We start from the raw sequence: 14,822 nt of genomic DNA on the forward strand, positions 1-14,822 counted from the left end.
TCCCCTCCACCGGCCCTGGCGCCGCATCCCTCACCCAGGCGCCGGGCCCTGCGATGACCAGGGTGCTCCCGGTGTCTTGGCGGGGACTTGGAACCTGCTTGCCCCGGCCGCATCCGCCCTCCAAGCGCACCGCGCGCAGGACGCCCGGCCGGCCGGGGCGCCAAGAAGAGTGAGAACTTTTCGTGAACTGTTCGCCTGAGGCGCCGCCGGACCGCTTACGCTTGGGGACTCCCCGTGCGGAGCGGGATGCGGTTTCGCAGGCGTGCCGGGCCGTTCCGCGCAGGGTGCGACGTGACGTCTCCTCGCAGTCGTGGAGGGCCATGTATTCCGATCGGGAGTGCTCTGCCGACCCGTCCCGTCGCCCGGCGGACGATGTGCGCCGCCGCGTGGTGGAGGCGGCCAGCGACACCCGGTTCCCCATGCGTTCGGCCGGCCGCTCCCATCTGGACGTCCACCTGTCGCTGCTGCAGGACCGCCTGCCGGTCTACGTCAGGACGATGGAAGAGATCCTGGGCAACGCCGGCCGGGCCGACGTCCACAAGAACCTGGTCCTGATCGCCCAGGCGACCATCGACTTCTATGAGGCCCTCCTGCCGTCCAAGGCGTCGGTGCTGGCCGACCCCGCCCAGCTCGTCCAGTACCGGGAGATGATGCGCTCGCGCGGCATCGGCCAGCAGCAGGCCGAAAAGGCGGTCGCCTGCTACCTGAACCGGGAGCGGGAGCTGGGCCGCCTCGGCGCGCGGGTGGACGTCCTGGCCGCCGCCCGGACGCTGCTCAACGGCTGCCTGGGATATGCCTTCAACCGGCTCCTGATGGGCCGGGAGGACCAGCCGTCCCCCGAGGAGTACGCCGACGGCCTGGTCGGCGGCCTCCGCCTGAACTCCTGACCCGCCCGGCCCGGCGCGCTCACTCTTGGTGAATGACATGACGCCTTCGCGTCATTGAGCGCGGGCGTCCCGCTGATTCGGCAATTGGGAATTTTCCCCAGCAGATTCCCTCCCATATTGGGACGGTGCCCACCCTTGGCCGGGTGCACCCCTTCTGACATGGGCGTTCTGCACAAAGTTCGTGGTGCGAACCGCATCGAACGACTTGTGAGATCTGGCTAATTTGTGCAGACAGTGAGATCCTCCGGCGTGTGCCATCGGCGTCATTCACCGGTTTTCCGGCCGGGCGCGGGGGCGTTCGCACAAAACCCGCCGCGGTCAGGGCGCGCGGTGGCAGCCGGTGACCACTTTGCAAGCGGGTACCGGCCACCCGGCCGTCACGAGGACAAGGACCGTCATGCCTGAAGCAGTGATCGTCTCGGCTGTGCGTTCGCCCATCGGACGCGCCGGCAAAGGGTCGTTGAAGGAGATGAGGCCGGACGATCTGGCGGCGCAGATGGTGCGCGCCGCCCTGGAGAAGGTCCCGCAACTGGACCCGGCCGACATCGACGACCTGATGCTGGGCTGCGGCCAGCCGGCCGGTGAATCCGGCTACAACCTCGCCCGGGTGGTGGCGGTGCTGCTCGGCTACGACCACCTGCCCGGCACGACCGTCAACCGGTACTGCTCCTCCAGCCTGCAGACCACCCGCATGGCCTTCCACGCCATCAAGGCCGGGGAGGGGGATGTGTTCATCTCCGCGGGCGTGGAGACCGTCAGCCGCTACGGCAAGGGACGCGCCGACGGCATGCCCGACACTCACAACCCGGTCTTCGCCGATGCCCGCGCCCGCACCGCGGAGTTCACCGAGGGCCGCGGCGGCCAGTGGAGCGATCCGCGGGAGCGCGGCGAGTTGCCGGACGTCTACATCGCCATGGGGCAGACCGCCGAGAACGTGGCGCAGCTGATGGGCATCAGCCGGCGCGAGCAGGACGAGTTCGGCGTGCGCAGCCAGAACCTGGCCGAAAAGGCCATCGCCAACGGCTTTTGGGCGCGCGAGATCACCCCCGTCACGCTGCCGGACGGCACGGTGGTCAGCGCCGACGACGGACCCCGCCCGGGCACCACGCTGGAGAAGGTCGCCGCCCTCAAGCCGGCCTTCCGCCCCGACGGCACGGTCACCGCCGGCAACTGCTGCCCGCTCAACGACGGCGCCGCCGCCCTGGTGATCATGTCCGACACCAAGGCCCGCGAGCTGGGCATCACCCCGCTGGCCCGGATCGTCTCCACCGGCGTCTCCGGCCTGTCCCCGGAGATCATGGGGCTCGGCCCCGTCGAGGCGTCCCGGCAGGCGCTGCGCCGCGCCGGGATGACCATCGACGACATCGACCTGGTGGAGATCAACGAGGCGTTCGCCGCCCAGGTCATCCCCTGCTACCGGGAGCTGGGCATCGACATCGACAAGCTGAACGTCAACGGCGGCGCCATCGCCGTCGGCCACCCGTTCGGCATGACCGGCGCCCGCATCACCACCACCCTCATCAACTCGCTGCAGTTCCACGACAAGCAGTACGGCCTGGAGACCATGTGCGTCGGCGGCGGCCAGGGCATGGCGATGGTGCTGGAACGGCTGTCGTGACGGCCCGGGAACGTCCGCTGAACAGACCACGAGGAGGACATTCATGACCCAGCAGGCATCCCGTACCGCCATCGTGACCGGCGCGGCGCGGGGCATCGGCGCCGCGGTGGCCAAACGGCTGGCCGGTGACGGGCTGGCGGTGGCCGTGCTCGACCTGGCCGAGGACGCCTGCAAGCCGGTCGTCGCCGAGATCGAGGCGGCCGGGGGCCGGGCGCTGGCGGTCGGCTGCGACGTGGCCGACGAGCAGGCCGTCACCGCCGCCGTCGAACGCGTGGCCGCCGAGCTCGGCCCGCCGCTCGTCCTGGTCAACAACGCCGGGATCATCCGCGACAACCTGCTGTTCAAGATGAGCACCGACGACTGGGACGCGGTGATGGCCGTGCACCTGCGCGGGGCGTTCCTGATGACCCGGGCGGCGCAGAAGTACATGACCGAGGCCAAGTGGGGCCGCATCGTCAACCTGTCGTCCACCTCGGCCCTGGGCAACCGCGGCCAGGCCAACTACTCGGCCGCCAAGGCCGGCCTGCAGGGCTTCACCAAGACCCTCGCGATCGAGCTGGGCAAGTTCGGCATCACCGCCAACGCCATCGCCCCGGGCTTCATCGAGACCGAGATGACCGCCGCCACCGCCGCCCGCGTCGGCGTGCCGTTCGAGGAGTTCAAGGCGGCCGCGGCCAAGCAGATCCCGGTCCAGCGCACCGGGCGCCCCGAGGACATCGCGCACGCGGTGTCCTTCTTCGTCAGCGAAGGAGCCGGGTTCGTCTCCGGTCAGGTCCTCTATGTGGCGGGCGGACCGCGCGGCTGACCGGAGCAGGGGGAGGAGATACACACCGTGAAGGTTTTCAACGGCGTCGCCGAACTGGAAAAGGCAGTCGGCACGCACCTGGGATACAGCGACTGGCACACCGTCACCCAAGAGCAGATCGACAAGTTCGCCGAGGCCACCGGCGACCACCAGTGGATCCACGTGGACACCGAAAAGGCCAAGGCGGGCCCCTTCGGCACCACCATCGCCCACGGGTACCTGACCCTGTCCCTGCTGCCGAAGCTGGTGCAGCAGGTCTACCGGGTGGACGGCCTGAAGATGGGCATCAACTACGGCTGCGACAAGGTCCGCTTCCCCTCCCCGGTGCCGGTCGGCTCCCGGCTGCGGGCGGGCGTGGAGCTGCTGGAGCTGACCCACACCCCCGCCGGCACCCGCGTCAAGGTCAAGGTCACGGTCGAACGCGAAGGCGGCGACAAGCCCGCCTGCGTGGCCGAATCGCTGTCGCTACTGGTGGCCTGAGATGACCGGTACCGAAGAGATGATCAAAGACCTCACCCGGCGGGTCGAGAAGCTGCTGGCCGAATACGACCCGGCCCGCACCGACCGGCTGGAGTTCCTGCGCGCCCGCTTCGACGCCGGGCTGGCCTGGGTGCACTTCCCCGAAGGGCTGGGCGGGCTGGGCCTGCCCCGGGAGCTGCAGGCCCACGTGGACCGCCTGCTGGCCGAGGCCGGCGCCCCCGACAACGACCCGCGCCGCAACGGCATCGGGCTGGGCATGGCCGCCCCGACCATCCTCGCCTACGGCACCGAGGAGCAGAAGAAACGCTTCCTGCGCCCGCTGTGGACGGGCGAGGAGATCTGGTGCCAGCTGTTCAGCGAACCGGGCGCCGGCTCGGACCTGGCCGCGCTCGCCACCCGGGCCGAGTGGGACGGCGAGTACTGGGTGGTCAACGGGCAGAAGGTGTGGACCTCCGGCGCCCACAAGGCCCACTGGGGGATCCTGGTGGCCCGCACCGACCCCGAGGCGCCCAAGCACCGCGGCATGACGTACTTCCTGTGCGACATGCGCGACCCGGGCGTGGAGGTCCGGCCGCTGCGGCAGATCACCGGGGAGGCGGAGTTCAACGAGGTCTTCCTGACCGACGTGCGCATCCCCGACGAGCACCGGCTGGGCGAGCGCGGGCAGGGCTGGCAGGTGGCCACCGCCACGCTGATGAACGAGCGGGTCGCCATCGGCGGCGGCGACATCCCCCGCGAAGGCGGCATGATCGGGGTCGTCGCCGACACCTGGCGGCGCCGGCCCGAGCTGCGCCGCCCCGACCTGCACGCCCGGCTGATGCGGCTGTGGGTGGAGGCCGAGGTGGCCCGCCTGACCGGCAAGCGGCTGCGGCAGAAGCTGGCCGCCGGGCAGCCCGGCCCCGAGGGGTCGGCGTCCAAGCTCACCTTCGCCCGGCTGTCCCAGCAGCTCTCCGGCCTGGAGATCGAACTGCTCGGCGAGGAAGGGCTGCGCTATGGCGACTGGACGATGAAGCGCCCCGACATCGTCGTCTTCACCGGCAAGGACGCCGGCTACCGGTACCTGCGCGCCAAGGGCAACTCCATCGAGGGCGGCACCTCGGAGATCCTGCGCAACATCGTCGCCGAACGCGTGCTGGGCCTGCCCCCCGAGCCGCGCGTCGACAAGAACGTCCCATGGAAGGACCTGCCCCGGTGACCGCACCGCAGGCAAGTGAGGAGAAGGCATGAGCGAGGATCTCAACCTGTTGTACACCGACGTCGAAGAGTCGGTGCGCGACAGCGTCCGCTCCCTGCTGGCCAAGCGGTGCGCCCCCGAGAAGGTGGTCGCCCTCTACGACGGCGGGGACGCCGGGCAGCGGGAGCTGTGGCAGGCCCTGGCCGGTGAACTGGGGCTGGCCGCCCTGCTGGTGCCCGAGGAGCACGGCGGCGCCGGCGCCTCGGCCCGCGAGGCGTCGGTGGTGCTGGAGGAACTGGGCCGCTTCGTCGCCCCCGTGCCGTTTTTGACCAGCGCCGTCGTCGCCACCACCGCGCTGGTGGAGGCCGGGGCCGGAAAACTGCTGGGGCCGCTGGCCGCCGGGGAGCAGACCGCGGCGCTGGCGGTGCCGCTGACCACCTCCCCTGACGGGCCGATCCCGGCGGTGACCGCAGATGGCGGCGCGCTGCAGGGGACGGCCACCAGCGTGGCCGGCGCCCTGGAGGCCGACGTGCTGCTGGTGCCCGTCCGCACCGAAGGCGGCCTGCAGCTGCACCGGGTGCCCGCCGAGGCGGCCCGCATCACACCGCTGACCTCCCTGGACATGACCCGGCAGATCGCCGACGTGGACGTGACCGGGGCGCCGGCCGACGCGGTGGCCGAAGGGGAGGCCGCCGAGCGGGCGGTGCGCGCCGCGCTGGAGACCGGGGCCGCGCTGATGGCCTCCGAGCAGCTCGGCGTGGCCCAGTGGTGCCTGGACACCACCGTGGCCTACCTGAAGGTCCGCCGCCAGTTCGGCCGGATCGTCGGCGGCTTCCAGGCCCTCAAGCACCGCCTGGCCGACCTGTATGTGATGGTCGAGTCGGCCCGCGCCGCCGCCCGGTACGCCGCCGCGGCACTGGCCGCCGACGACCCCGACCGTCCGGTCGCCGCCTCGCTGGCCCAGGCCTACTGCGCCGACGCGGCGGTGCTGGCCGCCGAAGAGTGCATCCAGCTGCACGGCGGCATCGGCATGACCTGGGAGCACCCGGCGCACCTGTACCTCAAGCGCGCCAAGGCCGACCAGCTCGCCTTCGGCACCCCGGGCGCCCACCACGCCCGCCTGGCGGACCTGGTCGACCTGCCCGCGGCCTGAGACCCTGCTCGTGGCGGCCCGCCGGCCTCGGCGGGCCGCCCGGCTGCGTCCTGCCCCGGAATGCGCCGGGCGCGTTCTGGGGCAGGGGCGCTCGAACCGGACGACTTCGCCCCGGCGGTCAGGACGGGGGCTGCTCGCCCGGGTCGTGACCTGCGGCGATCATCCCCAGGGACAGCTCCAGCCGGTCGCGGGCGTTCTGCAGGTCGCGGCCGGTGAGCGCCTCGATCTGCTTGGCCCGGTAGAGCACCGTGTTGCGGTGGCAGAACAGCACCTGCGCGGCCTGGGTCGCCGACCCGTTGTGCGCCAGCAGCGCCGCCAGCGTGCGCAACAGCATGTCCTTTTGCGCCGGCGGCAGGGCCAGCAGCGGCCCGACCGTCTCCCGCACCAGCACCGGCACCACCTCCGGGCTGCCGGCCACCAGCACCTCCGGAAGCCGCTCGGCGACGGTGACGATCCGCTGGGAGCCGCGCGGCAGCGACTCGGCGGCGCGGGCGGCCAGCCGGTAGGCGGTGGCGAACCCGGCCACGCCGTCGTGGGCCGCCGCCACGCCGACCCGGCCCGCCACTCCCGGCCGCAGCGCCTCCACCAGCTCGTCCACGGTGAACCCGCCGTGGCAGACCAGCCCGAAGTAGGTGCCGCCGCGCACATGCCAGTGCGAGGAGACGCCCAGCCTCTCCAGCCCGTCCTGGGGCGCGCGCAGCGGATCGTCGTGCGGCTCCTCCAGCAGCGCCACCACGCACGCCACCGGGTCGCCCGGCGCCACCCCCAGCGCCTCACGCGCCTCCTTGGAGAACTGCGGGTCGGTGCCGCGCCCGTCCACCAGCCCGTCCAGGAAGTTCTGCTGCCGCTGCAGGTCGCGGCGCTGCAGCCGGGCGCTCTCCCGCCGGTAGGCCTCCACCAGCGTGGCGTTCTGCACATCCAGCGCCGTCCACAGCCGCTGCCCGGCCAGCAGCAGCAGATGCTCGTCGATGTCGACCTTGTGGTCCCAGCGCAGCCGCAGCAGCGCCTCCCACAGGGTGCGGGCGCCCAGGTTGTAGGCGTTGAGCACCCGGTCCAGCGGCACCCCCTGGCGGGCCCGGGTCCGCCCGGTCTCCCGCCACAGCTCCACCGGGTGCTCCTCCGGCGGCGCCAGCCCCGCCATGGCCTGAATGCCGCGCCGCACGTGCTCCCGGGTGGTGCGGCGCTGGTCGGCCTGCAACTGGGGGGACTGCTCGCGCCAGTAGGGGTCGGTCTCCAGCAGCACCCGGGTGATCTCCTCGGCGATCCGGTCCACCTGCGGCAGCAGCAGCGAAAACGCCCGGGCGATGGCGCGTTCGGTCTCCGGATCCAGCCGCGGGATCCGCGGCGGCCGCACGGCCTCCCCGGCGGACCCCTCCCTGTGACGCACTCAAGCGAGCATGCCACCGCCTTCCGGATCCGCCAAACCTCCCTGTGACGGAGCACAACCGCCCCGAGTTGCGGCGAAGACGATTTGCGGCGCCTCAGCCGCCCGTCCGCATCCAGTGCCCGCCCTCCTGCCAGCCCAGGAAGCGGCGGGCGGCGGGGGCGGAGCCGTCGTCCAGGTCGCCGCCGGCCAGGACGTGGCGCAAACCGGCGAGCACCGGGTTCAGGCGGATGATGGTCTGCGCCGGGCGCCGCCGGAGCTCCTCCTGCATCCAGGCGGCCAGGGCGTCCTGTTCCGCCGGGGTGCACAGCGACATGGAGAACAGCGTCTGCCGCCAGGCGTAGGCGGCGTCCTTGACGGCCCGCAGCGGACGCGGATTGCCGAACACGCGCCCGACCTGGCGGCAGACCCCTTCGAAGGCGCGGCGGGCCGGGTCGGGCCGGCCGGGGGAGGGGGAGAGGCCGATCGGGCGGACCAGCGCGGCCAGGTTGTGCGTGGTCAGGATCTGCGCCTGCTCGATCAGCATGCCGTTGGACGGCACCGACCACCGCCTCTCCCGGATGCCGGCGCGCCGCCGGCACAGCGCGGTGAAGCCCTCGCAGACGCGCGTGCCGAACCGCTCGCCGAGCGGAGCGTCGGCCAGGTCGCGGACCGCGGTGTAGTCGATGCCGCAGTACCGCGCGTAGAGGCCGCCCTCCATCACGTCGGCGGCCGGCAGTGCGGCGTCGCGGAACTTGGCCGAGAAGGAGCCCATGAAAATGTCGGCGGCCAGTTCCTCCACCAGCGGCACCGCAAGGCCCGCCTGCCGGGCGCTCAGCGCGCGGTGCTCGGGCGAGCCGGGCCGGGCGCGCTTGGCGACCATCGAGTCCACGGCGTGCTGTAGCAGCCGGGACGGCCGGCGGCCCTCCAGCACGTCCTGCAGCGCCGTGCGCAAGATCGCCAGGTTCTCCTTGGGGTTGCGGTGCTTGGTGCACAAGGTGTGCTCGGCGGCCAGCCGGCGGTAGCGCGCCAGCAGCTCGGCGCCGCGCCGCCGCCACCCCTCGGGCTCCGCCGCGTGCACCCGGCCGTCCCGGACGGTCTCCAGCCAGTGCGCCAGCAGCTCGTCGGCGAACAGATTCCACACCGTCAGCGCCTCGTTCATCGCCGCGACCGCCGCGCTGGGCCGCCGCGCCGCCAGCCGCTCGCGCACCTGCCCGACCGTCCAGCGCTGCGTCAGGGACGCCTTCTGCGGCGCCCCGGAGGGCCGGGGCAGGAAACGCAGCCGGTCGGCGAACGGCCCGATCTCCTCCAGCACCTCCAGCGCGCCGGCCGCTCGGCAGCCCGGCGCCGGGTCTGCTCGTCCTCGTGAACGGCCGCGGTGAGGAACGCCTTGGCCATCTGCCCGGCGGCGTAGCCGGGGTTCGCCTGCGCCCGCGGGGCGCCGCCGGTGAAGTCGCCCATAGCCAGCGTGGCGGGTTCCGCCCCCGCGCCCTCCGGGTCCCAAGCCCGGCGCTCTGGCTACTGAGCTACACGCTGTCGTCGGCACGGCGTAAAAACCGGTGCCGACGCGATGCAATGGAAGACGCGATGCAATGGAATTGGCGCAATGGCCCAGATGGCGAAGCGAAGAGAAAATCGGGCCCGGCGGGAATGTCGCAACGGCTTGGTAGCCTGCGGCCGTGCGCGACGACGAGGCGGCCCTGGAGGAGCTCGAAGAGCGCATGGCCTCCCTGCGGCGCGCGCTCCGGGCGGCGCTGGTGCAGCGGGACTCGGCACGGGCCCGCAGGTTGCGGGCCGAGCTGCGCCGCACCGAGCGGGAATGGGAGGAGCTCGCCGCCCCGGCCGAGCGCAAGGCCCCCAGGCGGCTGCCCGCCCGCGAGCAGGCGCACCGGGTGCTGACGCTGCTGGGGGTGGCCGCCGCGCCCAGGCTCATCAGCGCCGTGCACGGCGCCTTCTTCCCCGGCGACCTGCCGGCCTCCCGGCTGTGGAACCTGCGGCGGGACGAGGAGCGCTCCTACCGGTCGGCCCCCGGCGCCCGCCCCTACTACCTGTGCCCGGCGCTGACCGCCGACCTGCTGGCCCCGGCGCGGGGGCTGCTGACGGTGAGCACCTGGCCGCTGGAGCGGCGGATCATCGGCCCGCACAGCCCCCGGGTGGACTTCCTGACCGCCGCGGTGCGGATCTCCACCGAGGTCCTCGCCCGCCGCAGGGCGGGCAGGCCCTGGCCGCCGCAGGCCAGGGCGCGGGCCGAGCGGCTGCTGCAGGAGCTCGCCGCCGGCATTCCCGACGCCCTGCCGCCCCCCGCCCGCGGCGCCGCCCGCGCCGACCCCGAGCAGGTGGCCCGGGCCGCCGAGACCGAGCTGGCGATCCACGCCGAGACCGACCGGCGGGAACGCGCGGCCGCCGCCGAACGCGCCCGCCGCCTCGGCGACACGGAGCGGCTTTTCGGAATCCGGCTCGCTCCCGTGCCGGGCCGCGCCACCATGGGACGCTGACCGGGCCTTCCGGCAGGCCGGCCCGGTGACCGCCCGCAACCTGACGACCGTCATCGCGTACTGAACAGGGTTTTCGCTGTGGACTCTGCCGCCGCCCGCCTGGCCGCGCTCCGGGGCGCCGCACCGCCGGTGAACCACGACGCCCGCACCCTGGCCGGGCTCAGCGCCAACCCCGGCTGCGCCCGCCGGGCGCTGCTGGACGCCTGCGGCGCCGACAAGGGCAAGATCGCCCGCCGGGCCGGCCACCCCTGGCAGTTCGGCATGTCGCCGTTCGCCCTGGCCCGCGGACGCGACTTCGAACGGCGGCTCAAGGACAACGGCGCGGCGCTGCTGCTCGCCCTGCTGCGGCAGGAGCTGGAACTGCCGCTGGAAGAAGTCGCCTACGTCCCGCTGGAGACGGTCGGCGACAACACCGGCCGCGAGCTGCGCCACCGCAACACCTGCCGGCGGCTGCTGGCGGCCGCCGCCGGCAGGGAGCCGGGCACATTGTTCGACCACCCGCTGCTGCGGCTGCAGATCGGCGGCGTCCCCGTCTACCTGGAACCGGACCTGGTGGCCCTCAAGGCCGCCGGCCGCTTCCACGTGGTGGAGATCAAATCGTTCCCGGTCATCGACGGCCGGGCCGACCCCGAGCACGCCGCCGCGGCCGTCAAGCAGGCCGCCGTCTACGTGGTGGCGCTGCAGGAGATGTTCGCCGAGCACGGCGTCGACCCCGACGTCGTCGCCACCTCGGTGGTGCTGGTGACGCCGAAGAACTTCGGCAACACGCCGACCGCCACGCAGGTGGACGCCCGCAAGCAGATCGCGACGATCCGGCGGCAGCTGCGGCGCATGCGCCGGGTGGAGGAGCTGCTGGAGCCGCTGCCGCCGGGGCTGACCTTCGACCTGGCCCCCGACGAGTGCGGCCGGCCCACCCGTCCGCCCGAAGAACTGACCGCCCACCTGCGGCAGGTCCCGTCCCGCTACCGGCCCGGCTGCATCGCCCGCTGCGAGCTGGCCGGGCTGTGCCGCAGCGAGGCGCGCGAGCGCGGCTCCCTCGATGTGTTCGGCCCGGACGTGGCGGACGTGCTGGGCGGCATCGACACCGTCGAGGCCGCCCTGGCGCTGGCCGAGGGCACCCGCGCCCCCACCGAGGAACAGGCCGACATCGCCCGGGCGCTGCGGCACGCCGAACGGCTGCGCGCCGAACTGGCCGGAGAGCCGGCCAGGCCGTCGCGTCCCGGCACCGAACCCGCCGGGGAGCGCGCCGAGCGGCCTCCCGCCCGGTCGGCCGGGGGAGCGGCATGAGCACTCTGGCCGCCCTGGCCCGCCTGCGCGCCGCCCGGCAGGGCAGGGCCGAACCGCTGTGCCGGGTCCGCCACCACCACCTGACGGACGAGCCGCTGGTCCTGGTCGTGCTGAACCTGTCGGGGGAGGCCACCGCCCCCCTGGCGTGCATGGCGGGCACCCGCCGGGATGAGGCGGTGACGCTCACCGTCCCCCAGCCCCGCAACCGCGACCTGCGGCAGGAGTTCTACCGCGAGCTGGCCGCCGTCGTGCTGGCCCACATCGCCCGCTGCGAAGACGACCGGCAGGAGCTGCCGGCGACCCGCACCAGGCCCGCCCAGCCGATCTGCACCGACGCCCCGCAGCTGGTGGTGGCCAACCGGCCCACCGCCGACTACCTGCGCCTGATGGGCCGCGCCACCCGCTTCCAGCGCCCCGGCGAAGACGGCGGCGACCAGGCCGTGGCGCACCTGGGCCAGTGGCTGACCTTCTTCACCGAACGCGCCGAATACCCCGGCTCTTCGCTGCTGCTGACGCTCACCGAGCAGCTGACCGCCCACTGGGCCACCGGGCAGAGCCGGCTGGAGGACGCCAACCTCGCCAAACTGCTGGCCTGGATCGACCCGCCGGACGGCCTGGACGGCGCCCGGGCCGCGCTGGCCGCCGAGAACCCGGTGGACTTCCCGCCCGCCGGCCCGGCCACCGACCCCACCTTCGATGAGGTGGAACTGCAACCGGCGATGCAGGCCTACGACGAGGCCGTCGCCGCCGGGGACGAGGAGGCCGCCCGCCAGGCCGCCGCCCGGCTGCGCCAGGCCGTGGCGGGCCAGCTCGCCCCCACCTGGCAGCGGATCTGGGACGGGCTGGAGCTGCTGCGCGCCATCCCCGAGGCGGCCGGCTGCCTGCGCCGCTGGGAGGACGACCGGCTGCGCTTCACCGCCATGTCCCAGCACATCCGCGACGGCGGCCCGCCCCAGCCGATCCACGACCGGGCCGTGGACGCCGCCATCCGGCTGGCCTCCCTGGAACGCGCCCAGCAGCTGTTCGACGACCAGCGGGCGCTGGACGACCCGTTCGTCCTCGCCGAGCGCCGCACCACCGGGGAGGCGTTCGGCGGCGTGGTGGTCGACCGGGACCTGGAGCACCTCGGGCAGAGCCCCACCGGCAGACCCGTCCGCCGCCCCCGCTTCACCGTCCGCACCGAGGACCCGCCGCCCTATGACACCACCCGCACGCTGGCCAGCCCCCGGCACCCGGGCAAGACCGTCCGCATCTGCCAGGTCACCCCGGACGGGCCGCAGGCGCACCTGATCCTTTTGGAACTGGTGTCGGGCATGGGCAACAGAAAGGAGCTGCCGCCGGACGTGGTGCCCGACATAGGGGAGACGGTCTGCTACACCCCCGTGCCCAGCTGGCGGGGCAGCCCCAAGTACCCCGCCGCCGAGGAGACGCCGTGGACCCACGGCGGCCCGCCGTCCCAGCCGGGTGACGTCCCGCAGCCCGAGGAGCCATGACAGCCACCGACCTTCCCGACGCCTCCGCCGCCTCCGAGGCCGCGGTCCGCGCCATCCTGGACGACCTGGCCGCCCTCACCGCCCCGGGGGCCGGGCGCGGTGTGGTCGTGGACTCCCCGCCCGGCGCCGGCAAGTCCACCCTGGTCCGCCGCGCCGCTCGCGCCCTGGTGGCGGCCGGCGAGCAGATCATGATCGTCGCGCAGACCAACAACCAGGTCGACGACCTGGCCTCCCGGCTGGCCGCCGAGGCGCCCGCGCTGCGCATCGGCCGGCTCAGCAGCACCGACTACCGCGGCCCGCTGCTCGGCTCGGCCGCGGTCCGCGTCGCCACCAAACCGGCCGAACTGGACGACTGCCACATCACGCTGGGCACCGCCGCCAAGTGGGCCACCGTCGAGGGCCACCACCGTCGGTGGGCGATCGTGGACGAGGCCTACCAGATGCGCTCGGACGCGCTGCTGCTGGTGGCCCCCCAGTTCGACCGCGCCCTGTTCGTCGGCGACCCCGGCCAGCTCGACCCGTTCGCGGTGGTGGAGACCGACCGGTGGGCCGGGCTGGCCTACGACCCCCGCCTGAACGCCGTCGACGTGCTGCTCAACCACAACGCCGACACGGTCGTCCAGCGCCGCCTGCCGGTGTCGTGGCGGCTGCCGCCCTCGGCGGCCGCGCTGGTGTCCCCGGCCTTCTACCCCTACACCGGGTTCGCCGCCGGGACCGCCGAAGAGGAGCGCCGCCTGGAGTTCACCGTCGCCGGCATCGGCTCTGCGCTGGATGAGACCTTGGAGACGGCCCGCCGCCACGGCTGGGCGCTGCACGAGCTGCCCGCCCGCCACACCCAGCGCACCGATCCGCAGGTCTGCGGTGCCGCCGCCGCACTGGCCGCCCGCTTCCTGGCCCGCGGCACCGTGGAACGATGCGAGCACCATCCGGACGGCCGGGCGCTGACCCCCGCCGACATCGCCGTCGGCGTCGTCCATCGCGATCAGGCCGACCAGGTGCGCCGCGCCCTAGCCGGCACCGGCGTGGCGGGCGCCGAGGAGATCGTCGTCGACACCGCCAACCGCCTCCAAGGCCGGGAGTTCGAGGTGGTCGTCGTGGTGCACCCCCTGTCGGGCCGCCGCGACGCCACCGCCTTCCACCTGGAGGCGGGCCGGCTGTGCGTGCTGACCTCCCGGCACCGCCACGCCTGCGTGGTCGTCGCCCGCGCCGGCATCCCCGACCTGCTGGACGCCCACCCCGTCGACGACCCCGTCCACCTCAACGTCCCCGTCAAGTTCCCCGACGGCTGGGAGGCCCACCACACCCTCCTGGCCCACCTGGAGCCCTACAAGACCGCCGTCACCGGGTGAGGGAGCCCGGGACGGCTGCCCGGCGTGCCGGCAGGGGCAGGCGCAGCACGGAAAGGGCGCCGCCGGGGCGTCGCGATGGGACCGTCTTTCCGGGGCAGATGGCGGCGACATGGCCACGATCGGCGCTGTTCGCCACTCACCGGGCCCACCGAGCATGGGCAGCAGCATGAGGCAGGGAATCCCCACGAAGAAGACGCCTATCGCGAGGACAACGAGGAGACCGGGGCCGGGAGGGAGGGTATGGCTCAAAGCGTCCACGGCCACGGACGACGGGTAGAAGCTCATGAATGTCCAGGCGAACGCACGGTATGAGAACAGGGGAAACCCGTCCCACCAGCCGAAGAACAGCCCCCACAGCATGACGCCGAGGCCGAGGTGGGCGAGGATCAGCCACCCTTGGAATTCGCCGCCGACTGTCGGCGGGAACTCCTCTAGTTCGTCCGCCACCTCCGCTGCGACGACCTCCCCCTCCCAGATCCGCAGTGTGATCGGTTGTCCGGGGCGGGCCTCGCGGTAGAAATCTGATTCCACATTGTGGGTCTGCCGGGAACCGTCGGCTCGCTGGAAGGTGATCTTGTAAAGAGTGATCCGCTCGCCGGTGTCGCTTGCCGTTGTGGTGTCGGTGCGACGACTGACGATGAGGCCTTGCTCACGGGCGAAGCAACCGCCGACGCTCTGCTCGCACGCCATGACCTGACCGAACTGCCGGAGCCGGTGG

General features: G+C 73.3%; 12 protein-coding genes and 1 tRNA gene. 10 read left to right on the forward strand and 3 right to left on the reverse strand.

Annotated elements, in window-relative coordinates; all coding sequences use genetic code 11:
• Window positions 1-320: 320 nt before the first annotated feature.
• From BUE48_RS07240 to BUE48_RS07265, 6 genes are all read left to right on the forward strand, one after another.
• Window positions 321-887 (forward strand): TetR/AcrR family transcriptional regulator C-terminal domain-containing protein, encoded by a 567-nt coding sequence (locus tag BUE48_RS07240; RefSeq protein WP_012851834.1) that lies wholly within the window; start codon window positions 321-323, stop codon window positions 885-887.
• Window positions 888-1,284: 397 nt separating this feature from the next.
• Window positions 1,285-2,505: an acetyl-CoA C-acetyltransferase gene (locus BUE48_RS07245; RefSeq protein WP_012851835.1), complete on the forward strand. Its 1,221-nt coding sequence runs from the start codon at window positions 1,285-1,287 to the stop codon at window positions 2,503-2,505.
• A 43-nt stretch (window positions 2,506-2,548) separates the two neighbouring features.
• Complete coding sequence (gene fabG / locus BUE48_RS07250) at window positions 2,549-3,310, forward strand: 3-oxoacyl-ACP reductase FabG (protein ID WP_012851836.1); 762 nt, start codon at window positions 2,549-2,551, stop codon at window positions 3,308-3,310.
• Window positions 3,311-3,337: 27 nt separating this feature from the next.
• Entirely contained in the window at window positions 3,338-3,790 is a 453-nt protein-coding gene (locus BUE48_RS07255; RefSeq protein ID WP_012851837.1) for a MaoC family dehydratase, read from the forward strand.
• Window position 3,791: 1 nt separating this feature from the next.
• On the forward strand, window positions 3,792-4,985 hold the full coding sequence (locus BUE48_RS07260) for an acyl-CoA dehydrogenase family protein (RefSeq protein ID WP_286989406.1): 1,194 nt from the start codon (window positions 3,792-3,794) through the stop codon (window positions 4,983-4,985).
• A gap of 28 nt (window positions 4,986-5,013) precedes the next feature.
• On the forward strand, window positions 5,014-6,117 hold the full coding sequence (locus BUE48_RS07265) for an acyl-CoA dehydrogenase family protein (protein WP_286989407.1): 1,104 nt from the start codon (window positions 5,014-5,016) through the stop codon (window positions 6,115-6,117).
• 118 nt (window positions 6,118-6,235) lie between these two features.
• On the opposite strand, the gene BUE48_RS07270 is transcribed toward BUE48_RS07265, so the two are convergent.
• The 3 genes from BUE48_RS07270 to BUE48_RS07280 all read right to left on the reverse strand — a co-directional run bounded on the left by BUE48_RS07270 (window position 6,236) and on the right by BUE48_RS07280 (window position 9,016).
• Complete coding sequence (locus tag BUE48_RS07270) at window positions 6,236-7,504, reverse strand: PucR family transcriptional regulator (protein ID WP_012851840.1); 1,269 nt, start codon at window positions 7,502-7,504, stop codon at window positions 6,236-6,238.
• A gap of 94 nt (window positions 7,505-7,598) precedes the next feature.
• Window positions 7,599-8,795, reverse strand: a complete 1,197-nt coding sequence (locus tag BUE48_RS07275; protein WP_286989410.1) for a hypothetical protein — start codon at window positions 8,793-8,795, stop codon at window positions 7,599-7,601.
• Between the two features lie 148 nt (window positions 8,796-8,943).
• Window positions 8,944-9,016, reverse strand: a tRNA-Pro gene (locus BUE48_RS07280).
• Window positions 9,017-9,159: 143 nt separating this feature from the next.
• Here BUE48_RS07280 and BUE48_RS07285 point away from each other — a divergent pair.
• The 4 genes from BUE48_RS07285 to BUE48_RS07300 all read left to right on the forward strand — a co-directional run bounded on the left by BUE48_RS07285 (window position 9,160) and on the right by BUE48_RS07300 (window position 14,104).
• A complete protein-coding gene (locus BUE48_RS07285) occupies window positions 9,160-9,975 on the forward strand; it encodes a hypothetical protein (RefSeq protein WP_286989412.1) in 816 nt (271 codons plus the stop codon).
• Between the two features lie 78 nt (window positions 9,976-10,053).
• Window positions 10,054-11,262, forward strand: coding sequence for a hypothetical protein (locus BUE48_RS07290; RefSeq protein WP_012851843.1), 1,209 nt, complete (start codon window positions 10,054-10,056; stop codon window positions 11,260-11,262).
• A complete protein-coding gene (locus BUE48_RS07295; protein ID WP_012851844.1) occupies window positions 11,259-12,755 on the forward strand; it encodes a hypothetical protein in 1,497 nt (498 codons plus the stop codon). Before BUE48_RS07290 ends, BUE48_RS07295 begins: the two co-directional genes overlap by 4 nt.
• Entirely contained in the window at window positions 12,752-14,104 is a 1,353-nt protein-coding gene (locus tag BUE48_RS07300; RefSeq protein ID WP_012851845.1) for an AAA family ATPase, read from the forward strand. The genes BUE48_RS07295 and BUE48_RS07300 overlap by 4 nt, the downstream gene beginning before the upstream one ends.
• Window positions 14,105-14,822 lie beyond the last annotated feature (718 nt).

It is taken from the genome of Thermomonospora sp. CIF 1 (assembly GCF_001896795.1).
GTDB lineage: Bacteria > Actinomycetota > Actinomycetes > Streptosporangiales > Streptosporangiaceae > Thermomonospora > Thermomonospora curvata.